The organism is Cupriavidus sp. 291-E7 (genome assembly GCF_057798835.1).
Genome location: NZ_JBYOJV010000002.1, coordinates 56068 through 82576, shown reverse-complemented (window position 1 = coordinate 82576; position 26509 = coordinate 56068). Strand labels below are relative to the sequence as shown.

Here is a 26509-nt window from a genome sequence, read left to right as displayed (position 1 = left end):
CGCGTGCGGGAAATCGTCAAAGTCGGCCGCCCACGCCGGACTGGACAGGCGCCGGCGCCGCTATTAAAGTGTGGCCCGCTCCGCGTTAGTGCGCGGGGCGCACAGAGCAGGACCGGCTTCCGGGCGTCACGCCACGTGACGCAGGCGGCACGGCGCAACAGCCCGCTTCCGAATCTATCGGAAGGCATTGATTCGCCGCTCGTTTCCGGTCTATAATGTTCGTTTCGCTGAAGTACCAATCCGCTGCAGTCCGGGCCCGCGCGCCTTTTGTTGATCTGTTGCGAACATTGTCCACGAATAAGATTTAGGAGTGCTTCATGGCACGCGTCTGTCAAGTGACCGGGAAAGCGCCGATGGTCGGCAACAACGTTTCCCACGCAAACAACAAGACCAAGCGCCGTTTTCTGCCCAATCTGCAGAACCGCCGCTTCTTCGTTGAATCGGAAAACCGCTGGGTGAGCCTGCGCGTCTCGAACGCCGGTCTGCGCCTGATCGACAAGAAAGGCATCGACGCCGTGCTCGCAGACCTGCGCGCACGCGGCGAAGTCTAATAAGGAGTAAATCATGGCCAGCAAAGGCGGACGCGACAAGATCAAGCTGGAATCGACCGCGGGTACCGGTCATTTCTACACGACCACCAAGAACAAGCGCACCATGCCGGAAAAGATGGAGATCTCGAAGTTCGATCCCATCGCCCGTAAGCACGTGCCTTACAAGGAAACCAAGATCAAGTAATTGATCGTTGGTCTTCAGCCGAAAGCCCCGCAATTGCGGGGCTTTTTGCATTTGGGCGCACGGATGGTGGTGGGCGCTGCTGCCCCTGTGCCCGCCAACCCTTGTCTGACAAGGGAGAGATGTCAGATTTATGGCAAGCCGGTGTAGACTTCCCAGCTTTCCCCCTCACGCTTTCGCCCCAAAAGCGATCCCCTGCACCATGAACTTCGATGTCGCGATTGTCGGCAGCGGTCTGGCCGGCCTTACCGTCGCGCTGCAGCTGGCCGATACCCACCGGGTTGTCATCCTCAGCAAACGCGCCATGACGACGGGAGCCAGCGACTGGGCACAGGGCGGCATCGCGGCGGTGCTCGACTCCGGCGACAGTCATGACGAGCACACTCAGGACACGCTCATAGCCGGCGCGGGGCTTTGCGACGAGGACGCGACGCGCTTCATCGTCGAGCATGGGCGGGAAGCGATCCAATGGCTGATTGACCGCGGCGTGCCGTTCACGCGCGACGATCAGGCCGAACTGGGTTTCCATCTGACGCGCGAGGGTGGCCATAGCCGCCGGCGCATCATCCACGCGGCCGATGCCACGGGCCACGCCGTGGTGACCACGCTGGCCGAGCAGGCGCGCAACCATCCGAACATCACGATCCTGGAAGACCAGTTCGCCATCGACCTGATCACATCGGCCAAGCTGGGACTGGCGGGCAACCGTTGCTACGGCCTGTACGTTCTTGATGTGGCCACCGACGAAGTGCGCACTATCACGGCCACACATACGGTGCTGGCCGCCGGGGGCGCCGGCAAGGTCTACCTCTATACGACCAATCCCGATACAGCTACCGGTGACGGCATTGCAATGGCCTGGCGCGCGGGATGCCGCGTGGCGAACATGGAATTCATCCAGTTCCACCCGACCTGCCTGTACCACCCGTACGCAAAATCCTTCCTGATTTCGGAGGCGGTGCGTGGCGAAGGCGGCCTGCTGAGGCTGCCGGACGGCACCCGCTTCATGCTCGACCATGACGAACGCGCCGAGCTGGCACCGCGTGATGTGGTGGCCCGAGCGATCGACTTCGAAATGAAAAAGCGCGGCCTCGACTGCGTCTACCTCGATATCACGCATCAGCCCGAGTCGTTCCTGAAGGAACACTTCCCCACGATCCACGCACGCTGCCTGGAGCTTGGCATCGATATCGCCCGCGAGCCGATTCCGGTCGTGCCCGCCGCGCACTACACCTGCGGCGGCGTGGTCACAGACACCGCCGGACGCACCGACATCGGCAACCTGTACGCCGTGGGTGAGACGGGCTGCACGGGCCTGCACGGCGCAAACCGCCTGGCATCCAACTCGCTGCTCGAATGCATGGTCATCGGCCAGGCGGCCGCCACCGACATCGCCTCGCAAGGCAAGTCCGGCGCGCCGGACATCGCGCTGCCGGCCTGGGACGAAAGCCGGGTGTCGGACGCCGACGAGGAAGTGGTGGTGTCGCACAACTGGGATGAGCTGCGCCGCATGATGTGGAACTACGTGGGCATCGTGCGCACGGACAAGCGCCTGGAGCGCGCGCAGCATCGCATTGGCCTGCTGCGCGAGGAGATCGCCGAGTACTACGCGAACTTCCGCGTCACGCGCGACCTGCTGGAACTGCGCAATCTTGTGGAAGTGGCGTCGCTGATCGTTGATAGCGCGTACTCGCGCCACGAAAGTCGCGGGCTGCATTACAGCCGCGACTATCCGGAGACCCTGCCCAAGGCGCTGCCGACGGTGCAGCAGCCTGTGACGGGCCGCGCGGCCCGTCACAGGCAGCACAAGGCCGGCTGAACGTCAGCCGATGATGCGCAGCGAGTAGTCGGTCGCCCGCACATCCTTGGTGAGCGCGCCCACCGAGATACGGTCAACGCCGGTCTCGGCGAACTTGCGGATCGTTTCGTAGTTCACGCCACCCGAAACTTCCAGCAGTGCGCGCTCGTGGTTGAGCGCCACGGCCTCACGCATCATCTCGAGTGTGAAGTTGTCGATCAGCACCGACTTCGCACCTGCCGCCAGCGCCTCTTCGAGTTCCGCGATCGACTCCACCTCGATCTGGATCGACGCATCGGTACCCAGTGCCAGCGCCGCCTGCATCGCGGCCGTGATGCTGCCCGCCGCGGCGATGTGGTTTTCCTTGATCAGGATGCCGTCGTACAGGGCTAGGCGCTGGTTCTCGCCACCGCCAACCTTTACCGCATACTTCTGCGCAAGCCGCAGACCCGGCAACGTCTTGCGTGTATCGAGCACGCGCGCACGCGTGTCGGCAATCAGGTCGGCGTAGCGGCGCGTAGCGGTGGCCACGCCGGACAGCAACTGCAGGAAGTTCAGCGACGGGCGCTCGGCGGTCAGCAACGCGCGGGCCGGACCCGTGATTTCGCACACCACGTCATCGGGCGCCATCCGTGCGCCCTCTTCCTTGAGCCACTTCACTTGCAACCGCTCGTCGACGGCCCTCATGCAGGCCTCGAACCACGGACGGCCGCATAACACTGCCGTCTCACGCACGATCACGCGCGCTTGCACAGCCTTGTCAGCAGGCACCAGCAGGCCGGTCAGGTCGCCGCTGCCGACGTCCTCGGCGATTGCGGCACGCACATTGGCTTCCAGCGCCGCCTTGAGCGCCGCGCCATAGTTGTCGAATACCGGATTCACGCTCATGCCGGACCAACTCCCTGGAACAGTGCGGCTTCCTTGGCCAGGTCGGCGGCGGGACGCACATTGGCCTTCTGCTGCGCGGCAAAATCGAGCATGCGATCGATACAGGTGACTGCACGCCGGCCGATATCGGGATCGACGTGGATTTCGTTGCGGCCGGTCTCCAGGACTTCGGCCAGGTTGGTCAGCGCGTTCATGGCCATCCACGGGCAATGCGCGCAGCTCTTGCAGGTGGCGCTGTTGCCGGCCGTCGGGGCCTCGATGAACATCTTGCCCGGCGCGGCCATGCGCATCTTGTGCAGGATGCCGTTGTCGGTCGCCACGATGAATTCGTTGGCGTCGAGCTGCTGCGCGGCTGCGATCAGCTGGCTCGTGGAACCCACCACGTCGGCCTGCTCCACAACGTTGGCCGGCGATTCCGGATGCACCAGAATCTTGGCCTTCGGATGCTCGCGGCGCAGGAGGTCCAGTTCGATACCCTTGAACTCGTCATGCACCAGGCACGAGCCCTGCCACAACAGCATGTCCGCGCCCGTTTGCTTCTGGATGTAGCTGCCCAGATGCTTGTCGGGCGCCCAGAGAATTTTCTCGCCGCGAGCGTGCAGGTGCTCGACGATCTTCAGGCCGATGCTGGAAGTCACCATCCAGTCCGCGCGCGCCTTCACGGCGGCACTGGTATTGGCATAGACCACCACGGTGCGGTCCGGATGGGCATCGCAGAACGCGGTGAATTCGTCGGCCGGGCAACCGAGGTCGAGCGAACATGTCGCATCGAGATCCGGCATCAGGATGGTCTTTTCCGGGCTCAGGATCTTGGCCGTCTCACCCATGAAGCGCACGCCGGCCACCACCAGCGTCTGTGCTTCGTGATCGCGGCCGAAGCGCGCCATCTCCAGGGAATCGGACACGCAGCCGCCGGTTTCCTCGGCCAGATCCTGCAGATCCGCGTCAACGTAGTAGTGCGCCACGAGTACCGCGTTGCGCTCCTTGAGCAACCCGCGGATACGGTCTTTCAACGCGCTGCGTTCGTCGGGGGTCAGCGCCGGAGGCACCTTGGCCCAGGCGTGGGCCACGCAGCTACCGCCGGTGGCATTGTCGGCGTCCGCGAGGTTCGGTTTTTCGAACTCGACGGTCTTGATCGATTGTGGGGTCATCTCTGCAGTACTCCTCGGGGCACCCGTTGGCCGCCGCGCTCGGACGCGCGATCTGTGCCGGAAACATGGGGGAGTGTAGCCAAAAGAAAAGCCCCGCCTTGGGGCGGGGCTTTGTAGCCATGACGGGCGCGTCGGCGATTGTATCAGGCGTACCGGCGCAGGCGCAGCGAAAACTCCTGCAGTGCCTGGATGCCGCTGGCTTCGGCGCGATGGCACCAAGCCTGCAGCTGGGCCAGCAGTTGCTCGCGCGTCATATTCGAGCGGCCCCAGATCACGGCCAGCTCGCGGCGCATTTCCACGTACGTGTGCAGCATCTTGTTCTGCTCGGTGATGCTGGCCAGTTGCTGGCGCTGCGGCGCGGCCAGCTTCACTTCTTCACGGTGGAACCACTTGCGTGCCGGCTTGTAGCTCCGGTACTCGGGCGAGTTGCCTTCCTTGTGCTTGCGCAGCTCGGCCTTGTACGCACTCTTCAGCGCCTTGGCATAGCGGGCCATCACGTCGTAGCGGTTGGCGATGATCGCTTCCAGCGTGTTGTGGTCCACCGGACGTGCCTCAACCAGTCGCGCCTTGGGCGGGGTCTTCTTGACCTTGGCCAGGCCGACCGACTGCATGGCACGGATGTACCACCAGCCCACGTCGATCTCATACCACTTGATCGAGAACTTGGCCGACGTCGGGTACGTATGGTGGTTGTTGTGCAGTTCCTCACCACCGATGATGAAGCCCCACGGCGACACGTTGGTCGACGCATCTTCGCAGTCGTAGTTGCGGTAGCCCCAGAAGTGGCCCAGGCCGTTGATGATGCCGGCGGCATGGATCGGAATCCACAGCATCTGAACCGCCCACACGCTCATGCCGACCAGGCCGAACAGCGCCAGGTCGATGATCAGCATCAGGCCCACGCCCTGCCAGCCAAAGCGCGAATACACATTGCGCTCGACCCAGTCATCGGGGGTGCCGTGACCGAACTTGGCGATGGTTTCCTTGTTCTTGGCCTCGGCGCGATACAGCTCGGCCCCTTCCAGCAGCACCTTGCGGATGCCGCGCGTCTGCGGGCTGTGAGGATCGTCCTCGGTCTCGCACTTGGCGTGGTGCTTGCGGTGAATGGCGGTCCATTCCTTGGTCACCATGCCCGTGGTCAGCCAAAGCCAGAAGCGGAAGAAATGCTGGGCAATCGGGTGCAGGTCCAGCGACCGGTGCGCCATGCAGCGGTGCAGGAAGATGGTGACGCCGGCGATCGTGATGTGCGTCACCACGAGCGTGTAGATCACGATCTCCCACCAGGACCAGTTGGCAAGGCCGTTGGCGGCCCAGTCAAGAATAGTGTCGAACAAACTATGTTCTCCGTCGTAAAACGAGTGTTTGCAGCGCGGCACCACCGTGCGGCGCACCTGTCGCGCAGAAAAAAGACTGCAAATTTATCGATTGCGATAGCTTTCTGGCGCGGGCTGTATCCCTGAGGGAGCCTGGCCGAGGCACGAACCGCTGCAATCTGGCGGTTGTCTGGTGTGGGACTGCGGGTCATCCGTATACCCGCGACAACCTGTAATTCTACCGGATCGCGGCGGGTGGGACATCCGCTTTTTCCCCGACTTTGATACAGTCTGTTGACTTTCGTTCCGCAGGTGCCTTGCAAGCAACCTAGTCCTGCGCCGCGACAGTGCCTGGTAGTGCACCCGAAGCCGGGTTCAGCAGCCGTATTTCTCGCTGCGGATACGGTATCGATACCCCATGTTCCTGGAACACACGCCAGATTGCGCGGTTCATCGCCGACTGGACGCCCAGTTTTCCGTTCTGAGGATCGGCGATGTAGACCGCGGCTTCGTACTCGATACCGCTGTCCGCGAACGCCACCAGAAACGCCGCAGCCGCGGGCTCGGGCAGGACACGTGGAATATCGCGCACACAATCCTGCAGCAACGCGATCACGGTTTCTGGATCGGTCCCGTAGTCGGCCTGCACCCGCACCGCCACGCGGACATTGGTACCCGAGAACGAATGATTCTGGACGGACTGCGCCACCAACTGCTCGTTCGGCACCAGCGTCTCGCCATCGCCGTTGCGCACCACCGTGTAACGGGTGCGGATCTGCGACACGATGCCGGTGTACTTGTCCACCGTGATCTGGTCTCCCAGCTTGACGGAGCGGTCCAGCAGGATGATGAAGCCAGAGATGTAGTTGCTCGCAATCTTCTGCAGACCAAGGCCGAGACCCACGCCGAGCGCGCCGCCAAACACGGACAGCACCGTCAGGTCGATGCCGACCAGCGACAGGCTCAACAACAACGACACCAGCAGCAGCAGTGCCTTGGCAATGCGTGTCAGTACAACCTTGAGGTTGGCATCCAGCGTCTGGGCCCGCATCAGGCGCTCTTCGAGCCAGGACCCAAACCACATGGCCACCAGCACCGTCAGCAGAATCCACACCACGCCCATCAGCGCATCGGCGATGCTGATCGGATGCTTGCCGCCCACCGGAAACCGCACCGACTCCATCCAGTGAATGACGTCGGGCAGCAGGCCGACCACGTACAACGCCATGCCGACCCATACCAGCGTGGTCAACACCTTCTCGACCAGCACCAGCATGCCGTGCAGTTGTCCGCTGGCGGACATCACGCGGCGCAGGACATAAAACGCGATGTAAAGCGACGTAATGCCGAATAGCGGCACCAATGCAAGCCGCAGCACGCTGATCGAAGCAAACGGCGCGAGCGCGAAGCGCGCCACCAGCACCAGCAGCCAGGCAAACAGCGGGAACATCGCCCGCTCCAGGCTGACCGCGGCCAAGCGCAGCGCGAAACTCGACGTCTCATGCCGCGCTTCCAACCGCTTGACCACCAGGCGCGCCAGCGGCCAGGCCACCAGCAGGCAGCCGGCCAGGATGCCGATCTGCCAGAAGAACCCCTGCCCGCCAGCATCGTGAATCAGGTCTTCGAGCATCTTGCCCATCACGGAATGTGACCGGGTGAGAGCAACGAGGGTATCGGGGTTCATCGCACTGCCTTCTGCAGATATGCGCGCATGTCTGGCATTTAACGCGTACGTTCCAGCACGGCTGCAAAGAACCCGTCGGTCTGATGGACGTGCGGATATAGCGCCAACATGCCGCCTTCCGCCGGCAAATCAGGCACCTCGATCTTCTGCTCGGCCAGCACTTCGGCTACAGGCACGAGGCGGAAGTTATCGTTCTTGGCCAGGAAATCGCGGACGATCGCTTCGTTTTCGGCCTCCAGCACGCTGCAAGTGGCGTACACGACACGACCGCCACCCTTGACCAGCTTTGCCGCCGCCTCAAGGATTGCCCCCTGCTTGGCAGTCAGCTCGAGCACCGACTCCGGCGTCTGACGCCACTTCAGATCAGGATTGCGACGCAGCGTGCCCAGTCCGCTGCAGGGCGCATCGACCAGCACTCGATCGATCTTGCCTGCCAGGCGCTTGACCTTGGCATCGCGCTCCGAGTCGATCAGCACCGGATGGACGTTGGACAACCCACTGCGCGCCAGGCGCGGCTTCAGGTTAGCCAGGCGTTTTTCCGATACATCGAACGCATAGAGGCGGCCGGTGGATCGCATTGCCACACCCAACGCCAGCGTCTTGCCGCCCGCGCCGGCGCAGAAGTCCACCACCATCTCGCCACGGCGCGGCGCCAGCAGGTGGCACAGCAACTGGCTGCCTTCGTCCTGCACTTCCACGCCACCGTTGATGAACAGCGGCAACTGGTTCAGCGCCGGCTTGCCCTTCAGGCGAATGCCCGCGGGCGCCATCGGTGCCGCCTCAGCCGCGATGCCGGCGGTCTGCAGTTCGGCCAGGGCCTCTTCGCGCGACAGCTTGGCGGTATTGACGCGCAGATCCAGCGGCGCGGGGCGCAGCCACGCATCGCCCATCGCCGCCGTGAAGGCATCGCCATGATGGGCGACGAGCTCGTCATAAAGCCACTCGGGCAAATTGGCACGTACGCGCGGGGCCAGGCTCGAGCGCTCGATCGTCGTCAGGCGGTCCAGCCACTCCGCTTCGTCGGGATAGAGGAACGGCGTCAGCGTGTCGCGGCCCAGCGTCGCCGCCAGACCCAGCAAACCCAGGCGGCGCGTTGCGGAACCGGTGCCGCTCTCGGCAAATTGACCAAATTCGACGCGCCGGCGCAACACTGCGAAAACTGCTTCAGCAATGATTCCGCGGTCACGATGACCAAGTTTGCTATTTTCACGGAAGTAGTGGCTCACCACCGCATCGGAAGGTCGCGCGAACAGCAGCACCTTGCCGAGCAGGCGGTCGATATGCTGCAGATGGAATGCCTGCAGGCTGCCCGGTGTACGCGGCGCGTGGTTCGCTTGCCCGGCTTGCGACTTGCGAATCGGACTGGCTTTGCCCTTGCTGCCCCGCGAGCGTTGACGGTTATCGCGGGAGGTTGAAGTTTCTTGACGACTCATGGCTGTTTTCCTGCCGCTTGGGGCGAGATGGCCATGAACCATTGGGGTTCGGCCGGTTGAACTTGAACGACGCCGTCTTGCACATGCAGACGGTCTTCTACAAACCAGCGCACAGCGCGCGGGTAAATGACATGTTCGCTATCGAGCAAACGATCGGCCAGCGACTCCGGTGTGTCGCCAGGCAGAACATCGAGCGCAGTCTGCAGCACAATCGGGCCATGATCGAGTTCGGGCGTGACGAAATGAACCGTCGCGCCATGCAGCTTGACGCCCGCTTCCAGCGCCTGGCGGTGCGTGTGCATGCCGGGAAAGCTGGGCAGCAGCGACGGATGGATATTCAGCATCCGGCCCGCGTAATGCTCGACAAATTCGTCGGTCAGGATGCGCATGAAGCCGGCCAGCACGACGAGGTCGGGCTGGTACGCGTCGATGGCATCGCGCATCGCCGCGTCGAAACTGGCACGATCGGAAAACTGCTTGTGGTCCACCACACCGGTGGCAATGCCGTGATCGGCAGCAAACTGCAGGCCCGTGGCATCGGGCCGATTCGACAGCACCGCAGCCACGCGCGCCGGCCAATGCTCGGCCGCGCAGGCCCGGACGATGGCTTCCATATTGGAGCCGCGCCCGGAAATCAATATGACAATATTTTTCATCGCCGCGATTCTACCAAGCTGTGGTCCAAACGCTTGCAATCCGTGCTCAATAGGTACTTAATTACCGCGAAACGCGCCTCCCACAACGCTTTCCACCCGAGCCGCAAGAAGAAATACCCCAGTGCGACGGATTGTGACGCGCACCCCGCTCTGTTAGAGTGGGTCCTACGTCCACGCGCCGCTTTCTCGGAAAACGGTGACAACAAGGACGAAACGGGAAATTAGACGGGAATACGCATGTCGAACGCTGCACCGACTTTGTTGGTGGTCGATGATCATCCTATGGCTCTTTCCGGCACCACCGCTTTTCTGGCGGAGGTGATGCCCGACGTTGCTGTCCATGCTGCCGGAAGTGCCAAGGAAGCTCTCCACTCGCTAAACCAGGGACTTCGTCCCGATATCGTGCTGCTTGATATCTGGCTGAATGACGGTACTGGCTTTGATGCCATGCAGGCATTCAAGACCGTGATTCCGGGCGCACGCTTTATTTTCATGTCCGCCGAAGCCACGCCCGAAATCGTGGGGCGTGCGCGTGCGCTGTCCGCATGCGGTTTCGTCGGCAAGCATCTCGATGCCAATGCATTCACGGCCGCCGTACGCAAGGTGCTGGCGGGCGACACGAGCTTTCCGTCGGACGAGGCACTGTCCGGACGCTCGCAGTCGTTCGGTCCCGCGCACGGCATTCCGGTAACGCCGGCGGAACTCGGCCTGACGCCGCGGCAGGGTTCTGTCCTGGCGCTGGTGCTGGAAGGCCTGCCCAACAAGGTCATCGCGCGCAAGCTGGGATTGACCGAGAACACGGTGAAGGAACACGTCTCCGCGATTCTGCAGCGGCTCGGTGTTCGTACACGGATGCAGGTCATGTCGCGCATGGAACGGTTCCGCCTGCGCCAGTAAGACCGCGCCATACCAGCAGTCATGAAAAACGCCGCCTCGTCAGGGCGGCGTTTTTTTATCGGCGAACTGCGCGTTTGACCGAATGGCGATAACGCTGACCTCTCAGCCCGCCTGCAGCCAGCGGCGCAGCAGCATGCGCAGATTGGCTGGGTCCACGGGCTTGGGCAGCACAAAATAGCCGGCGTCCTCGGCGGCCAGCAGTGCCGCCGATTTCAGATCGCCGGTCAGCAACGCGCTGCGAGCCTGCGGCTGCGTGGTCTGCCAGCGCTCCAGCAGATCCAGCCCATTTTCGTTACCGGGCAGGCGCAAATCGCAGAAGATGATGTCCGGCTTCAGGCCCTTGGCGAACAGAGCGTCGGCCTCCTGCCCGTGCGCGGCGCAGGCTACCCGAATGCCCCACGCCTCCATCAGCGCAATCCATGCCTTGCGGATCTGGCTGTCGTCGTCCACCACGAGCACAGTGCCGCGCAGGCGGTCCTGCCGCGCTTCCTCGGCCTGCGCATTGGCACGCATCGCCCGCACGTTATCCACCGTTTCGGCAGGCACCGGCGCCAGCGCGAACCAGAATACCGAACCCTTGCCCGGCACGGAGCGAACACCGTAGGTGCCCCGCATCAGGCGCACGCATTCCTTGAAGATCGCCAGACCCAGCCCCAGACCCTGTGAAGGATCGCGCTGCGGATTGTGTACCTGGTAGTACGGCGAGAAGATCTCGGGCAAGTGCTCGGGTGTGATACCCGCGCCGGTGTCCCAGACTTCCACCCGCACATGCTTGCGGCGTTGGCGTGCGGTGACCAGAATGCCCCCACGCTTGGTGTAGCGCAGCGCGTTCTGCACAAGGTTGAACAGCGCGCGCCGAAGCAGCACAGGTTCGGCCATTGCATAGAGTTCGTCGGGCACGCGCGGCGTCAGCGTCAGCCCGCTTTCCCTGGCATCGGCGGCGAACTGGCTCATGACGTCATGGATCAGCGCGTGCAGCTCGCACGGCTCCAGCGTCGGCAGAACCTTGCGGCCTTCGAGCTTGGAGAGGTCCAGCAGCGAGCGGAACAGCAAATCGATGGTCTGCGTGCCGGCCGCCACCTGTTCTACCAGCGGATGCAGTGCGCTCGACTGGTTGCGCGCGCGCAACGCCTCGACCAGCATCACCAGCGCATGCACCGGCTGACGCAGATCGTGGCTGGCCGCTGCCAGGAAGCGCGATTTCTCCTCGCTGGCGTGGAGCGCCCGTTCCTTTTCCTCCTGGAACTGCTTGGCCAGGCGGCGGCTTTCAGATTCGAGCTGGATGGCACGCACCAGCGTGTGCTGCAGGTTCAGCGAATGGCGCGCCAGCATCAGCGCATAGATCACAAGCAGGATCTGCACGAAACCGCCGTGGCCAGGAAATGCAAAGTCGGCCAGCAGGATGTTGGGCACCAGGATCGGCACGCCGGCGAACACCAGGTTCGAGGGAATCGGGGACTGCGACGTGGCACCACCGGCAAGCACGCCAAGCGTCAGCAGGTACAGCACGCTCGAAAACACCACCGACCCCGTATACAGATGCAGCACGGCGGAGCTTCCCCAGGTCAGGCCCGTCAGGAAGGCAATCGCGCGCATGTTGTTCCACCACTTGCGCGTATGGGCGGAACGGCTCATCTTGCCGCTGTCGCGCTGGTAGCCGAGGTAGAACCAGCTGCCGCCGGCCGTCAGCAGCAGCATGATGGCGCACCAGATCAGCAGCGCAATATGGTTGGCTTCGCTCCAGAAGGCCCAGGCAGTGAGCGCGGGCAGCGCCACGGACGAGATGATCGCCGTGGGCGATACCCGATGGACCGTGGCCAGCAGCTTGGCCCGCGTCTCGGTATCGAGCTGCGGCCCTGGTGGCGGCAGTATCTTGTTAAGCAGCGCGTTCAAGTGTGGCCTGGCATGTAAGGCGACGACATTCCGCTGCAGCAGACCCGGCACGGCGGCGACTGTTGCAGGAATCGCGCGGTTCTTGTTCTGAATCGCGCATATCATGCCGCCTTTTGCGGCGCCGCGCCATCGAAGGACGGCACGAAAGCGCACAATTTCGCCATTTGTGGGCACCTTGCATACAAAGGCACGGTGCCGGTGCCCGCAAAACGGGGATTCAGGCGGCATGCCAGGCCATTCGCCTTATAATGCTCGCTTTCCCTGAAAAGCTCGTCCGCCGTCCTCGTGAAAGTCTTCCGCGGCCTGCCCAACGCCGAAAGCCGGGCGCCCTGCGCGCTCACCATCGGCAATTTCGACGGTGTGCATCGCGGCCACCAGTCGCTGCTCGCGCGCGCCCGTGCCGCGGCCGACGCACGCGGCCTGCCGCTGTGCGTCATGACGTTCGAGCCGCATCCGCGTGAATTCTTCGCACCCGAGCACGCGCCAACCCGCATCGCCCTGCTGCGCGACAAGCTCGACGCCTTGCGCCGCAACGGCGTGGACCGCGTGGTGGTGGAACACTTCAACGCCCATTTTGCAGCCCAGTCTCCGCAGCAGTTCGTTGAGAACGTGCTCTGGCACGGCCTGCACGCGCGCTGGGTGCTGGTGGGCGACGACTTCCGCTTCGGCGCCAAGCGCGCGGGCGACTTTTCCTATCTGCAGGAGGCCGGCGGCAAGTTCGGCTTTGACGTCGAGCAGATGGGTTCGGTCTCGGAAGGCGGCATCCGGATTTCAAGCTCGGCGGTACGCCAGGCCCTGGCCGAAGGCGACCTCGAGCACGCGCGCCGCCTGCTGGGCCACGGCTATGCAATCAGCGGCCACGTGATCCACGGCCGCAAGCTGGGCCGCAACCTCGGCTTCCCGACGCTGAACCTCAGGATCACGCACAAGCGCCCGGCCGTGAACGGCATCTTCGTGGTGCAGGTACATGGCATTGCCGACCACCCGCTGCCAGGCGTGGCCAGCATCGGCGTGCGACCCACCGTGGAAGACGCCGGCCGCGTGCTGCTGGAAGTGCATCTGTTCGATGTCAACCAGAACCTGTACGGAAAGCTGGTGCGCGTGGAATTCATGAAGAAGCTGCGCGACGAAGAGCGCTTTCACTCGCTCGATGCGCTGACGGCGGCCATTGCCAAGGATGCCGAGGACGCCCGCGCGTTCTTCGGCCTGGCAGCGCCCGATGCCACGGGCGGCCGCCGCGACTTCGCCACCTCCGCCACGGACCGAATTAGCTAGCGGCCGGCAGCGCGCCGCATGCGGACGCGCCGCCGGGTCCCGCCCTGCCTCACCCCCAAATGACACGCGCGCGGCGGTCATCCACCGGTCCGCGCCCAACGAATTGCCCCGAGAATCAACCATGTCCGACGACAAACGCGCCAAGCCCGAAAAAAGCAAGTATCCGGTCAATCTGCTGGATACCCCGTTCCCGATGCGCGGCGACCTGCCGAAGCGCGAGCCGCTGTGGGTCAAGCAATGGCAGGACAAGCAGCTCTACAAGAAGATCCGCGCCGCGCGCCGTGACGCCAAGAAGTTCGTGCTGCATGACGGCCCGCCGTACGCCAACGGCGACATCCACATCGGCCACGCGGTGAACAAGGTCCTGAAGGACATGATCATCAAGGCGCGCGGACTGACCGGCCTGGACGCCGTGTACGTGCCGGGCTGGGACTGCCACGGCATGCCGATCGAAATCCAGATCGAAAAGCAGTTTGGCAAGGGCCTTCCGGTGCAGGAAGTCCAGTCGAAGGCGCGCGCCTATGCCACCGAGCAGATCGCCCGCCAGAAGAAGGATTTCGAGCGCCTGGGCGTGCTGGGCGACTGGGACAATCCGTACCTGACCATGAACTTCAGCAACGAAGCCGACGAGCTGCGCGCGCTGGGCAAGATCATGGAAAAGGGCTACGTGTTCCGCGGCCTGAAGCCCGTGAACTGGTGCTTCGACTGCGGTTCGGCACTGGCTGAAGCGGAAGTCGAGTACAAGGACAAGGTCGACTTGTCGATCGATGTCGGCTTCCCGTTCGCCGAGACCGACAAGATCGCTCATGCGTTCCACGTGCCGCTGGCGCAGCTGGAAGGCAAGCCGGGCTGGATCGTGATCTGGACCACCACACCCTGGACGATCCCGTCGAACCAGGCGCTGAACATGCACCCGGAAGTGGAATACGCGCTCGTCGAAACGCCGCGCGGCTTCCTGATCCTGGCCAAGGACCGCGTCGAGGAACAGCTCAAGACCTACGCGCTGGAAGGCAAGATCGTCGCCACCGCGCGCGGCGATGCGCTGACCGAGGTGCGCTTCCACCATCCGCTGTCCAAGATGGATGCCGGCTATGCCCGCACGTCGCCCGTGTACCTGGGCGACTATGTGACCACCGACACCGGTACCGGCATCGTCCACTCGGCGCCTGCCTATGGCGTGGAAGATTTCCAGTCGTGCAAGGCGCATGGCATGCCGGATTCGGAAATCATCAGCCCGGTGATGGGCGATGGCGTCTACGCCAGCACGCTGCCGCTGTTCGGCGGCCTGTCGATCTGGGATGCCAATCCGAAGATCGTTGAAGTGCTGCGCGAGTCGGGCAACCTGTTCAACTCGCACAAGTACGAGCACAGCTACATGCACTGCTGGCGTCACAAGACGCCGATCATCTACCGCGCCACGTCGCAGTGGTTCGCGGGCATGGATGTGGACCCGGCCGACAACGGTCCGACGCTGCGCGAAACCGCGCTGGCCGGCATCGAAGCCACCGAGTTCTACCCGTCGTGGGGCAAGCAGCGCCTGCACAACATGATCGCCAACCGCCCGGACTGGACGCTGTCGCGCCAGCGCCAATGGGGCGTGCCGATGGCGTTCTTCCTGCACAAGGAAACCGGCGCACTGCACCCGCGCACGCCGGAACTGCTGGAGGAAGTGGCCAAGCGCGTGGAGCAGCACGGTATCGAAGCATGGCAGTCGCTTGATCCGAAGGAACTGCTCGGCGACGAGGCCGCGCTCTATGAGAAGAACCGCGACACGCTCGACGTGTGGTTCGACTCGGGCACGACGCACTGGACCGTGATCCGCGGCTCGCATCGCGCCGAACTCTACGATCCGTCCGCCGACACGCCCGAAGGCCGCCTGGCCGATCTGTACCTGGAAGGCTCGGACCAGCACCGTGGCTGGTTCCACTCGTCGCTGCTGACCGCTTCGATGCTGTATGGCAAGCCGCCCTACAAGGCGCTGCTGACGCATGGCTTCACGGTCGATGGCGAAGGCCGCAAGATGTCCAAGTCTGTCGGCAACACGGTGGCGCCGCAGGACATCTCGAACAAGATGGGCGCGGAAATCATCCGCCTGTGGGTGGCCTCGACCGACTACTCGGGCGAGCTGTCGATTTCCGAGGAAATCCTCAAGCGCGTGGTGGAAGGCTACCGCCGCATCCGCAATACGCTGCGCTTCCTGCTGGCCAACCTGACGGACTACGACCACGCCAAGCATGCGATGCCGGCGTCGGAATGGCTGGAGATCGACCGTTACGCCGTCGCGCTGACCGATCGCCTGCAGAAGGAAGTGCTGTCGCACTACCAGGCGTACGAGTTCCACCCGGTGGTGGCCAAGCTGCAGACGTTCTGCTCCGAAGACCTGGGCGGCTTCTACCTCGATGTACTGAAGGATCGCCTGTACACGACCGCTGCCGATTCGAAGGCCCGTCGCGCCGCGCAGAACGCGCTGTACCACATCACGCAGGCGATGCTGCACTGGATGGCGCCGTTCCTGTCGTTCACGGCCGAGGAAGCGTGGCAGATTTTCGCTCACGGCACCGAGCACACCGACACCATCTTCACGAGCACGTACTACGAGGTGCCGTCGGTGGACGACGCCGACGACCTGCTGCAAAAGTGGCACGAAATTCGCGCCGTGCGCGCCGAAGTGACGCGCCAGCTGGAAGCGGTCCGCGTGGAAGGCGACATCGGTTCGTCGTTGCAGGCCGAAGTCACGATCGCGGCCGGCGGCCCGGTGCTGGCCGCGCTGCAGAGCCTGGCCGATGACCTGCGCTTCGTGCTGCTGACGTCGGCGGCCAAGGTGACGGCGGCCCCCGAGGGCGGCGACCTGCTGGTGACGGTGACGCCGTCGCAGCACGCCAAGTGCGAACGCTGCTGGCACTACCGCGCCGACGTTGGCCACAACCCCGAGCATCCCACCATTTGCGGCCGCTGCGACAGCAACCTGTTCGGCGCCGGTGAGCACAGGAGCCACGCCTGATGGCATCGTCCTCGACCCGTTCCTCGCGTTCACCCTCCACGCGCGGCAAGAGCAAGCCCAGCGCCAACGTCACCCCCTGGCTGTGGATGGCGTTTGCGCTGCTGGTGGTGATGATCGACCAGTTCTTCAAGGTCGTGATCACGCGCTCGTTCCAGTACGCGGAGTCGCGCCCGGTCACCAGCTTTTTCAACCTGGTGCTGGTCTACAACAAGGGCGCGGCATTCAGCTTCCTGGCTGATGCCGGCGGCTGGCAGCGCTGGTTCTTCACGCTGCTGGGCGTGGTGGTCGGTGGCTTCATCGTCTGGCTGCTGTACCGCCACACGGGCCAGAAGATGTTCTGCCTGGCCGTCTCGCTGATCCTGGGCGGCGCCGTGGGCAACGTGGTGGACCGCGTCATCCACGGCCATGTGATCGACTTCCTGGATTTCCACTGGCGTAACACGCATTTCCCGGCCTTCAACGTGGCCGACTGCGCGATCACGCTGGGGGCGATCCTGCTGATCGTGGACGAACTGAGGCGGGTACGCCGGCATTGACGCCATGCTTCCACGCCCGGCTCCCGCAAGTGGGAGTGGGGCGCGGCGCTTCCAGCGTATCCCCGTCACCGGCGGTATGATGCGGAACTCTGATCTCTGATCTCCGAAGAGCATCCTCATGGATTTGCGCGGCAAGCACATCGTTCTCGGCCTGACTGGCGGCATCGCCTGCTACAAGTCCGCCGAGCTGGTTCGGCTGCTGACCAAGGCCGGCGCCACCGTGCAGGTGGCCATGACCGAGGCGGCAACGCACTTCATTACACCGGTCACGATGCAGGCCCTGTCCGGGCGCCCGGTTTTCCTGTCGCAATGGGATGCGCGCATCGGCAACAACATGGCCCATATCGACCTCTCGCGCGAGGCCGATGCCATCCTGATCGCCCCTGCTTCCACCGACTTCCTGGCCAAGCTGGCCAACGGACTCTGCGACGACCTGCTGACCACGCTGTGCATCGCGCGCGAATGTCCGCTGCTGGTGGCACCCGCGATGAATCGGCAGATGTGGGCCGCCGCCCCGACGCAACGAAATGCCGCGCAGCTACGCGCCGATGGCGTGACGATCCTCGGCCCCGGCACGGGCGATCAAGCCTGCGGCGAGATCGGCGATGGCCGGATGCTGGAGCCGGAGGAACTGGTCGAGGATCTGATCGCGTTCTTCCAGCCCAAGCCACTGCAGGGCAAGCGCGTGCTCATTACCGCCGGCCCGACCTTCGAGGCCATTGACCCGGTACGCGGCATCACAAACCTGTCGTCGGGCAAGATGGGGTTTTCGATCGCGCGTGCCGCGCGCGAAGCCGGTGCCGATGTGCTGCTGGTAGCCGGCCCCACGGCCTTGCCGACCCCGCGCGGCGTGGCGCGCACCGATATCCGCAGCGCTCAGCAGATGCATGACGCCGTGATGGCGCAGCTGCGCGACGTCGATGTGTTCATCGCCGTCGCGGCGGTAGCCGACTGGCGCCCCGCCGAGGTGGCCCGGCAGAAACTCAAGAAGGCTAACGATACCGACACTCCGACGCTGGAGTTCGTGCAGAACCCCGACATCCTGGCCGCCGTGGCCGCGCGTGCCGATGCGCCCTACTGCGTCGGCTTCGCGGCCGAGAGCGAAAACCTCGAACAGTACGGCGAACAGAAGCGCCAGCGCAAAGGCGTGCCGTTGCTGGTGGGAAATATCGGCCACCATACGTTCGGCCTCGATGACAACGAGATCGTGCTGTTCGATGCCAAAGGCATGACGCGCCTGCCACGCGCCGACAAGCTGTCGCTGGCGCGCGAGCTGGTCGCGGCGATTGGCCAGCGCCTGCCGCGCAAGTCCGTGTAACACCGCCGTACCCAATGTCCATGAGTGATACCCGTCCCAAGCTGCGCCTGTCGGTGCTGGATCAGAGCCCGGTCATCCACGGCCATACCGCGCGCGACGCCTTGGCCGCCACGGTCGACCTGGCCCAGATGGCCGACGAACTTGGCTATACGCGCTACTGGTGCGCCGAGCATCACGGCCTGCACGGCGTCTGCAACCCCGCGCCGGAAGTCATGCTGGCGCGGCTGGGCAGTGTGACCAAGCGAATTCGCCTGGGGTCGGGCGGCGTGATGCTGCCCTACTACAGTCCGTTCAAGGTGGCCGAGCAGTTCCGCATGCTCGAGGGCCTGTTCCCGAACCGTATCGACCTGGGGGTCGGGCGCGCTCCTGGCGGAGACATGCGCACGGCCCAGGCCGTGGCGATGGGTCAGTACAACCGTGGCGACCAGTTTCCGCAGCAGGTGCAGGACCTGTCGTTCCTGCTGCGCGGCGAGGTGCCCCCCGACCATCTGGCCGAGGGCGTGCTGCTGCAACCGGCCATCGACACCCGGCCGGAGATCTGGGTGCTCGGCTCCAGCGATTTCGGCGGCGCGCTGGCCGCGCGGCTCGGCCTGCGTTTCGCCTTCGCGCATTTCATCAACGCCCATAGCGGCGAACTCGTGGCACAGCAGTATCGCGATGACTTCGAGCCGGGCTATGAGGACACGCCATATAGCGCGGCAGCCGTGTTCGTGATCTGCGCCGATACCGAAGCCGAGGCACTGGCTCTGGAACGCGCGGTCGATATCCGCCGGTTGCAGATGGCCTATGGCGTCAACGCGCCAATCCCGTCGCTGGCGCAGGCGGCCGACTTCACGCCTACGGAGCGCGATCGCCTGATCATCGAGCGCGAACGCCCGCGCACGATCTGCGGCACGCCGGAACAGGTGGCCGAGCGCATGCTGGCGCTGAAGGATCGCTTTGCCGCCGACGAGCTGGTCGTGCTGAGCGTCACCGCGTCGTACCACGCGCGCACGCGCACCTACGAACTGCTGGCCGAAGCCTTCGACCTGCAAACCTGAAGTGCCGGATCGGCCGGAGCGGCGCGGTATCATGCCGCCTTTGTCCGATTAACGCCTTAGTTGCGCCCTGGCGCAGGAAAACGAATCCATGACCGTAGCCGCGAACCCGACCGTCGAAATCAAGGTGCTCGACGCCCGTCTGAATGACTGGGGCCTGCCCGCTTACCAAAGCGACATGGCTGCCGCCATCGATCTGCACGCCTGCGTCGACGGCCCGGTGACGATCGCTCCCGGCACGCCCGCGCAACTGGTGCCAGCCGGCATCGCGGTGCACATGGCCAACCCGTTCATGTGCGCGACGATCGTGCCGCGCTCGGGCCTGGGCCACAAGAAGGGTCTGGTGCTGGGCAATTCGATCGGCGTGATCGATGCCGATTACCAGGGGCAGATCATGGTCAGCGTGTGGAATCGCAACGCGCCCGGCAGCGAGCCGATTGTGATTCAGCCGGGCGAGCGCATCGCCCAGATGATGTTCGTGCCGGTGCTGCGCCCGGTGTTCACCACGGTGGAAGAATTTTCGGAAGACTCCGCCCGTGGCGCGGGCGGTTTTGGATCGACCGGCGTGGCTCACGCAAAGGCGTAACAGCCGGCTTGTTGGTTTCCCCCCTCTGCCATGCAATGGGAGAGGGGAATGCAGGCCGAGCTCAGCGCTGTTCGAAGATCAGCGCCACGCCGTTGGCCTGCGCGGCCGGGATCAGCGAAACCGCCGGCGAGAGGTCGGTAGCCTGCACCCCATTGGCCCGCCAGTGAGCGCGGGCGCGCTCCAGATCGTTTGTCGCAAGCCGGATCGCCGCGTAACCCGTCTTGCCTTGCGGCAACCCCGGCACCTCGGCCGCTTCGGCCAGCGCCTGGGGCGCCGTGATCACGAATGACGCACCGTCGATGTCGAGCATCGCCACCTCGCCCGCTGTCCGGGCCATCGGGGCGCCAGTCATCACGGCATAGGCATCGGCCGTCTCGGCTACCTGACCGGCCTCCACCACCAGATACGTCGCGGCAATCGCCTGTGCGCCGTTGGCATGCGTCTGCCATTCCGGCCGCCACAACAGTTCGGGCGTCCGGTGTTCGCAAACGAAGTAGCGGGCGCCAGGCGCATTGTCCAGCGCGGTGACGCGGAACGTGGCCGGATGCTCGCTGCCATCGTCAAGCCGCACCGGGCGCGAGAACTCGATCGGATCCGACGGCTGGAATCCCGCCGCACGCAGCCGGTCGGCCGTGGCAAATGCATCGCTGCTCTTGCACGACATGGCCGCGCAACCACCACCGCGCTGCTGGGCATCCCAGTAGTACTGGCGGCTCGGGCTTGGCGCCGTGACGTGCAGCAGCTCCAGGTAGTCGCGCGCCAGCATGATGCAGTGATTCTGCGATCCCAGCGTGTGATAACCGCGCGGCGTCAGCGTGAAACCCAGTTCGCGCCAGCGCGCGGCTGCGGCATCGAGGTCGCCGCAGACAATGACGGCATGGTCGAATGGTTCAGGCAGCGTTTGCATCGATCAGTCGAACTGGATATTGGCTTTGCGGGCCACGGCCTGCCATTTGTCGTGTTCGTGGCGGACCAGGTTGCCCAGGTCGGCCGGCGATCCGATGGCAATCTCGAAACCCTGCGCGGTCAGCGCTTCCACGACCTTCGGCTGCCTGATCGACGCAGCGAGTGCGTCATGCAGGCGCGAAACCGTTTCCGACTGCATATGGGCCGGACCGAAAACACCAATCCACGAATACGCCTCGAAGCCCTTGTAGCCTTGCTCGGCCACAGTCGGCACCTGCGGTAGCTGCTTGATGCGGCTGGTGCCAGTAACGCCCAGCACCTTGATCGTCTTGGCCGCGATATGTGCCTGCACCGCTGCGTAGCTGCTGAAGAACAAATCCACCTCGCCCGCCAGCACGGCCTGCACCGCCGGGCCACCGCCCTTGTACGGCACGTGCAGGAAATGCACGCCTGCCTCCGTTGCCAGCGCCTCGGCGGCCAGCTGGTTCAGGCTGCCGATACCCGACGAGGCATAGCGCACAGCGTTGGGATTCGACTTGGCCAGATCGATCAACTCGCGCACGTTCGACGCGGATAGGGCCGGGTTCGCCGCGATAACGAGCGGAAAGCGAACCAGTTGCGTGATCGGCGTGAAGTCCTTGAACGTGTCGTACGGCAGGTTCTTGTACGCAAACGGGTTGATGGCATGCGTGTCGAACGCCATCAGCAGCGTATTGCCATCCGGCTTGGCGCGCGCCACGGTACTGCTGGCAATCAGACCACCGGCACCTGGCTTGTTGTCGACCACCACCGTCTGACCCAGGCTCGTCTTCAAACCCGGCTGCAACTGCCTTGCCACGATATCCACGCTGCCACCAGGCGGGAACGGCAGCACCATCGAGATCGGCCGGCCGGTCGAGGCAGGCTCCGCTGCATGTGCAACCTGGGCGAGACCGGCGAGTGACGCCACAGGCATGGCGGCGCTCATCGGCAGAGACTTGAGCAGCAAGCGGCGTAGCCGCATGCGGTCGGGAGAGGACATCAGGGACTCGGGGCTAGGCGGCCACACGGCCGCGGAATCTGTAAAAGGCGGCTTGCCGCCGCCGCGTATTTTGCCCGATGATCGCGCAACTTGCAGGGATTGCCGTCGCTGATCGCCCGGAAACTGGAACAATCGGGCAACTCAGGACGAAAAAATGGCCGGGACAGACCCGGCCATTGCATGACGGTGCGGCAGAAACGTGCGCTCAGACTTCGGCGCGCTGTTCGCTTTCCGGTGCCTCTGGCGGCTCCGGGTCGGCTTCCGAGAAGGTCAGCTTGATCTGATCTTCGCCATCCAGATCCACCGCCACCTTGCCACCGCTCACCAGCTTGCCGAACAGCAGTTCGTCCGCCAGCGCCTTGCGGATCATGTCCTGAATCAGGCGTTGCATCGGACGGGCACCCATGAGCGGGTCGAAACCCTTGTGCGCCAGATACTTGCGCAGCTTCTCCGAGAAACTGGCTTCGACCTTCTTCTCGTGCAACTGCTCTTCCAGCTGCATCAGGAACTTGTCCACCACACGCAGGATGATTTCTTCGTCCAGCGAACGGAAGCTGATGGTCGCGTCCAGCCGGTTGCGGAACTCGGGCGTGAACATCCGCTTGATGTCGGCCATCTCGTCGCCCTGCTCGCGCGCCGTGGTGAAGCCGATGGTGGCACGGTTCATCGTCTCGGCGCCCGCGTTGGTCGTCATGATGATAATGACATTGCGGAAGTCAGCGCGACGGCCGTTGTTATCGGTCAGCGAGCCGTGATCCATCACCTGCAGCAGGATATTGAAAATATCCGGATGTGCCTTCTCGATCTCGTCGAGCAGCAGCACGCAGTGCGGCTTCTTGGTGACGGCCTCGGTCAGCAGGCCGCCCTGGTCGAACCCGACATAGCCCGGCGGCGCGCCGATCAGCCGGCTCACCGCATGGCGTTCCATGTATTCGGACATGTCGAAGCGCAGCAGCTCGATGCCCATGATGAACGCGAGCTGCTTGGCCACTTCGGTCTTACCCACGCCGGTGGGACCCGAGAACAGGAACGAGCCAATCGGCTTATCGGTCTTGCCCAGCCCGGCACGCGACATCTTGATCGCCGATGCCAGCGCCTCGATGGCCGGGTCCTGGCCGAACACGACCGACTTCAGATCGCGCTCCAGGGTCTGCAGCTTGCTGCGGTCATCCTGGTTCACGCTCTGCGGCGGGATGCGGGCGATGCGCGAGACGATGTCCTCGATCTCGCCCTTGCCGATGGTCTTCTTCTGCTTCGACTTCGGCAGGATGCGCTGGGCGGCGCCTGCCTCATCAATCACGTCGATGGCCTTGTCCGGCAGATGACGATCGGTGATGAAGCGCGCGGACAGCTCCGCCGCGGCCGTCAGCGCCGAGGCCGCGTACTTCACGCCGTGGTGTTCTTCGAAGCGCGACTTCAGGCCGCGCAGGATCTGCACGGTCTGGTCCACCGACGGTTCGACCACGTCGATCTTCTGGAACCGGCGCGACAACGCCGCATCCTTCTCGAAGATGCCGCGATATTCGGTGAACGTGGTGGCACCCACGCACTTGAGCTGGCCCGACGACAATGCCGGCTTGAGCAGGTTGCTGGCGTCCAGCGTGCCGCCCGAAGCGGCGCCTGCGCCGATCAGCGTGTGGATTTCGTCGATGAACAGAATCGCGTGCGGATTGTCCTTGAGCGACTTCAGCACGCCCTTCAGGCGCTGCTCGAAGTCCCCGCGATACTTGGTGCCGGCCAGCAACGCGCCCATATCGAGCGAGTACACCGTGGCCTTTTCCAGGATATCGGGCACTTCATTCTTGGTGATGCGCCATGCCAGGCCCTCCGCAATGGCGGTCTTGCCCACGCCGGCCTCGCCAACCAGCAGCGGGTTGTTCTTGCGCCGACGGCACAGCACCTGCACCACGCGCTCAACCTCGCTGTCACGACCGATCAGCGGATCGATCTTGCCAGCCTTGGCCAGTGCGTTCAGGTTCTGGGTGTATTGCTCGAGCGGACTTTCCTTGCCATCGCCGCCCTCGCCCTCCGGATTGCCTTCGCCGTGCTTGGCCGGCTCGGCCTGATCCTTGCGGATGCCGTGGCTGATGAAGTTGACCACGTCCAGACGGGTCACACCCTGCTGTTGCAGGTAGTACACCGCGTGGGAATCCTTCTCGCCGAAGATGGCCACGAGCACGTTGGCACCGGTGACCTCCTTCTTGCCATTCGACGTCGACTGCACGTGCATGATGGCGCGCTGGATCACCCGCTGGAAGCCCAGCGTAGGCTGAGTGTCCACTTCATCGGTGCCGGGCACGACAGGCGTGTTATCGGCGATGAAGTTCTTCAGACTCGTGCGCAAGTCCTCGATATTGGCCGCGCACGCGCGCAGCACTTCAGCTGCAGTGGGGTTGTCGAGCAACGCCTGCAACAGGTGTTCCACGGTAATGAACTCGTGGCGCGCCTGGCGAGCCTCGACAAAGGCCATGTGCAGACTTACTTCCAATTCTTGCGCAATCATGCTTCCTCCATCACGCACTGCAGTGGGTGGCCCGCCTGCCGCGCATGGGTTGATACAAGCTCGACCTTGGTCGCCGCAATATCCCGCGTGTAGATACCACAAACGCCTTTACCTTCCCGGTGGACGGTGAGCATGATCTGCGTCGCCGTTTCCCGGTCCCTGCTGAAATACTGCTGCAGGATCATCACGACAAACTCCATCGGAGTGTAGTCGTCATTGAGCAGGAGCACCTTGTACATCGCTGGCGGCTTGAGCTGCTGCTCTTTCCGCTCGATGACTGTGCCTGCTTCGCGTTGGGGGGTGTTCGCCAGCCGTGTCGCCATGGCTTTTATTCTAACCCTTACTCACAAGTCTGCAATTTGGGGAACTGGCCTGGTATTCAAGGGCAGCCGTTCGGAAATTTCCTAGCGTGGGCCACCGCACAAAGGGCGCCCCGCGCACGTTTGCGGTGCATGCCCCGCGCCGATCGACCCTGACTTGGGGCGCCGCCGCGGAGGCTGGGCATGCGTTTCGAAAAACGCTGCACCACTGCGGTAAAGGTACCATTCCTGGCCGTTTCAATCCCGCCACACCCCACGCCGAGTGGGGAATCTGCCAGCTTGACAGTATGTAGGTTTGCCAGAAAAATCGTTTGCGCATCCCGGGCCTGGTCAGCGAGCCAAGCATAAAGTCCAGACCGGGTGTTTCCGTGAGCAGGGAGGCCCACGACCGGCGTAGCCAGCCATTTGCAGTGCGTTTTCGGACGGACGCAGGCGGTTGGCCACGCGAACTTCATTTGCGCGGCGCTTTTGCAGCCCGATCCATTGGGAGCGGTCTGCCGGGGTCCGTCAGGGTGGTTTTCAGCTGGCCATTGGTTTCCCCGCTTGAAATCAGTTTTTTCGTTGGGGGAGTTTATGGCAAGCGGTATCGTCAAATGGTTCAATGACGCCAAGGGTTTCGGCTTTATCAAGCCGGATGATGGCGAGGAAGAACTGTTTGCGCACTTTTCGGCAATCCAGATGGCCGGCTTCAAGACGCTGAAGGAAGGCCAGCGCGTTTCGTTCGAGGTCGTGCAAGGCCCGAAGGGCAAGCAAGCCACGAACATTCAGGACGCGACTGCGTAAGTGCGCCGCGGCTGAACGCGCCATACTGAGCGGCGTCGGCCAATGCGGATGTGAAGGGGACATGCTCCCCTTCGGAACGGGATCCTATGCCACGGCAGGCAATGCCTGTCCGGGGCATGCGCCAAGCGCGTACGCCAAGCATCCGGCAAGACGCCCGGCCCATGTGAACCATGTGCCGGGCGTTTCTGTTTGCGCTGTATCGCGGATGTCCGCTCTGCCGCTCTGTCGCAGAGCGCCCCCTACTCCGACCACCCGTCGATGCTGAGTCCCGAGACCGCCTCCGCCTCCTCGCGGCTGACTTTGCGGACGGACTGGCCGAAGCTCCACACGTGCCCCTCGGGGTCACGCGCCGCGTAGACACGATCGCCATAGAACTGGTCCTCGGGCTCGCGCACGATCTGCGCGCCTGCGGCGCGGGCCTGCTCGCAATGGGCGTCCAGCCCATCCTCCAGATGGACATGCACGGACTGTGTGTTCTTGCCACCCACTGACACCGGGCTGGCGGTGTAGTCGGCCCACTCGCTGCCGACCATCAGATAGCTGTCTCGAAAGCGCATTTCGGAATGGGCCAGCTTTCCGTCCTGGTCGGTGATGACCATGACGCGCTCGAAGCCAAACGCCCGTTCGAGCCAGTCCAGCGCGGCCATCGGGTCCTTGTAGTAGACCGCCGCGCCAAGGGCGGCTCGTTTGAATGGATCTTCCATCGCAGCCTCCGTTGTATCCACATCGTCCTTTGCCGGCGTTCCGCCGTGCTGCAAACGTTGTAGTCGACGTCCGC

At 63.9% G+C, this 26509-nt stretch carries 23 protein-coding genes; 11 read left to right on the top strand and 12 right to left on the bottom strand.

The window, feature by feature from the left end:
* Positions 1–317 precede the first annotated feature (317 nt).
* From rpmB to nadB, 3 genes are all read left to right on the top strand, one after another.
* Positions 318–551: a 50S ribosomal protein L28 gene (gene rpmB / locus AC3FLX_RS03295; RefSeq protein ID WP_008644908.1), complete on the top strand. Its 234-nt coding sequence runs from the start codon at positions 318–320 to the stop codon at positions 549–551.
* A gap of 13 nt (positions 552–564) precedes the next feature.
* Positions 565–735 carry a 50S ribosomal protein L33 gene (gene rpmG / locus AC3FLX_RS03290; protein ID WP_029051226.1) on the top strand — a complete coding sequence of 57 codons (171 nt, stop codon included), beginning with the start codon at positions 565–567 and terminating at the stop codon, positions 733–735.
* Between the two features lie 199 nt (positions 736–934).
* Positions 935–2551, top strand: a complete 1617-nt coding sequence (nadB, locus tag AC3FLX_RS03285) for an L-aspartate oxidase (protein ID WP_488693849.1) — start codon at positions 935–937, stop codon at positions 2549–2551.
* A 3-nt stretch (positions 2552–2554) separates the two neighbouring features.
* Here the strand turns inward: nadB and nadC are convergent, their stop codons facing one another.
* The 6 genes from nadC to purN form a co-directional block, all read right to left on the bottom strand.
* A complete protein-coding gene (gene nadC, locus AC3FLX_RS03280) occupies positions 2555–3418 on the bottom strand; it encodes a carboxylating nicotinate-nucleotide diphosphorylase (protein ID WP_488693846.1) in 864 nt (287 codons plus the stop codon).
* The gene (gene nadA, locus AC3FLX_RS03275) at positions 3415–4569 is read right to left on the bottom strand and encodes a quinolinate synthase NadA (protein ID WP_488693845.1); all 1155 of its coding nucleotides are present in this window, start codon (positions 4567–4569) and stop codon (positions 3415–3417) included. The genes nadC and nadA overlap by 4 nt, the downstream gene beginning before the upstream one ends.
* 143 nt (positions 4570–4712) lie before the next feature.
* A complete protein-coding gene (locus AC3FLX_RS03270; protein ID WP_488693843.1) occupies positions 4713–5903 on the bottom strand; it encodes a DesA family fatty acid desaturase in 1191 nt (396 codons plus the stop codon).
* A gap of 307 nt (positions 5904–6210) precedes the next feature.
* Entirely contained in the window at positions 6211–7566 is a 1356-nt protein-coding gene (locus AC3FLX_RS03265; protein WP_488693841.1) for a mechanosensitive ion channel family protein, read from the bottom strand.
* A 38-nt stretch (positions 7567–7604) separates the two neighbouring features.
* A complete protein-coding gene (locus AC3FLX_RS03260; protein WP_488693840.1) occupies positions 7605–8999 on the bottom strand; it encodes an RsmB/NOP family class I SAM-dependent RNA methyltransferase in 1395 nt (464 codons plus the stop codon).
* A complete protein-coding gene (purN, locus tag AC3FLX_RS03255) occupies positions 8996–9655 on the bottom strand; it encodes a phosphoribosylglycinamide formyltransferase (RefSeq protein ID WP_488693838.1) in 660 nt (219 codons plus the stop codon). Before purN ends, AC3FLX_RS03260 begins: the two co-directional genes overlap by 4 nt.
* A gap of 237 nt (positions 9656–9892) precedes the next feature.
* On the opposite strand from purN, the gene AC3FLX_RS03250 reads away from it, so the two are divergent.
* A complete protein-coding gene (locus tag AC3FLX_RS03250; protein WP_029051234.1) occupies positions 9893–10552 on the top strand; it encodes a response regulator in 660 nt (219 codons plus the stop codon).
* 102 nt (positions 10553–10654) lie between these two features.
* On the opposite strand, the gene AC3FLX_RS03245 is transcribed toward AC3FLX_RS03250, so the two are convergent.
* Positions 10655–12445, bottom strand: coding sequence for an ATP-binding response regulator (locus AC3FLX_RS03245; protein WP_488693836.1), 1791 nt, complete (start codon positions 12443–12445; stop codon positions 10655–10657).
* Between the two features lie 285 nt (positions 12446–12730).
* Between AC3FLX_RS03245 and AC3FLX_RS03240 the strand changes: the two genes are divergently transcribed.
* The 6 genes from AC3FLX_RS03240 (at position 12731) to dut (ending at position 20198) form a co-directional block, all read left to right on the top strand.
* A complete protein-coding gene (locus tag AC3FLX_RS03240; RefSeq protein WP_488693835.1) occupies positions 12731–13720 on the top strand; it encodes a bifunctional riboflavin kinase/FAD synthetase in 990 nt (329 codons plus the stop codon).
* A 121-nt stretch (positions 13721–13841) separates the two neighbouring features.
* Positions 13842–16721 carry an isoleucine--tRNA ligase gene (gene ileS, locus AC3FLX_RS03235; RefSeq protein ID WP_488693833.1) on the top strand — a complete coding sequence of 960 codons (2880 nt, stop codon included), beginning with the start codon at positions 13842–13844 and terminating at the stop codon, positions 16719–16721.
* A complete protein-coding gene (gene lspA / locus AC3FLX_RS03230) occupies positions 16721–17257 on the top strand; it encodes a signal peptidase II (RefSeq protein ID WP_488693831.1) in 537 nt (178 codons plus the stop codon). Before ileS ends, lspA begins: the two co-directional genes overlap by 1 nt.
* 118 nt (positions 17258–17375) lie before the next feature.
* Entirely contained in the window at positions 17376–18575 is a 1200-nt protein-coding gene (coaBC, locus tag AC3FLX_RS03225; RefSeq protein ID WP_488693829.1) for a bifunctional phosphopantothenoylcysteine decarboxylase/phosphopantothenate--cysteine ligase CoaBC, read from the top strand.
* Between the two features lie 20 nt (positions 18576–18595).
* Positions 18596–19615, top strand: a complete 1020-nt coding sequence (locus AC3FLX_RS03220) for an LLM class flavin-dependent oxidoreductase (RefSeq protein ID WP_488693827.1) — start codon at positions 18596–18598, stop codon at positions 19613–19615.
* An 88-nt stretch (positions 19616–19703) separates the two neighbouring features.
* Positions 19704–20198, top strand: a complete 495-nt coding sequence (gene dut, locus AC3FLX_RS03215) for a dUTP diphosphatase (RefSeq protein ID WP_488693825.1) — start codon at positions 19704–19706, stop codon at positions 20196–20198.
* A 61-nt stretch (positions 20199–20259) separates the two neighbouring features.
* Here the strand turns inward: dut and AC3FLX_RS03210 are convergent, their stop codons facing one another.
* The 4 genes from AC3FLX_RS03210 to clpS all read right to left on the bottom strand — a co-directional run bounded on the left by AC3FLX_RS03210 (position 20260) and on the right by clpS (position 24951).
* Complete coding sequence (locus AC3FLX_RS03210) at positions 20260–21105, bottom strand: VOC family protein (protein ID WP_488693824.1); 846 nt, start codon at positions 21103–21105, stop codon at positions 20260–20262.
* A 3-nt stretch (positions 21106–21108) separates the two neighbouring features.
* Positions 21109–22125: a Bug family tripartite tricarboxylate transporter substrate binding protein gene (locus AC3FLX_RS03205; protein WP_488693822.1), complete on the bottom strand. Its 1017-nt coding sequence runs from the start codon at positions 22123–22125 to the stop codon at positions 21109–21111.
* A gap of 205 nt (positions 22126–22330) precedes the next feature.
* Entirely contained in the window at positions 22331–24628 is a 2298-nt protein-coding gene (gene clpA, locus AC3FLX_RS03200) for an ATP-dependent Clp protease ATP-binding subunit ClpA (protein ID WP_488693821.1), read from the bottom strand.
* On the bottom strand, positions 24625–24951 hold the full coding sequence (gene clpS / locus AC3FLX_RS03195) for an ATP-dependent Clp protease adapter ClpS (protein WP_049815983.1): 327 nt from the start codon (positions 24949–24951) through the stop codon (positions 24625–24627). Before clpS ends, clpA begins: the two co-directional genes overlap by 4 nt.
* 570 nt (positions 24952–25521) lie before the next feature.
* On the opposite strand from clpS, the gene AC3FLX_RS03190 reads away from it, so the two are divergent.
* Positions 25522–25731 carry a cold-shock protein gene (locus tag AC3FLX_RS03190; RefSeq protein WP_488693819.1) on the top strand — a complete coding sequence of 70 codons (210 nt, stop codon included), beginning with the start codon at positions 25522–25524 and terminating at the stop codon, positions 25729–25731.
* A gap of 239 nt (positions 25732–25970) precedes the next feature.
* Here AC3FLX_RS03190 and AC3FLX_RS03185 read toward each other — a convergent pair whose 3' ends face one another.
* Positions 25971–26435 carry a VOC family protein gene (locus AC3FLX_RS03185; protein ID WP_488693818.1) on the bottom strand — a complete coding sequence of 155 codons (465 nt, stop codon included), beginning with the start codon at positions 26433–26435 and terminating at the stop codon, positions 25971–25973.
* Positions 26436–26509: the final 74 nt, after the last annotated feature.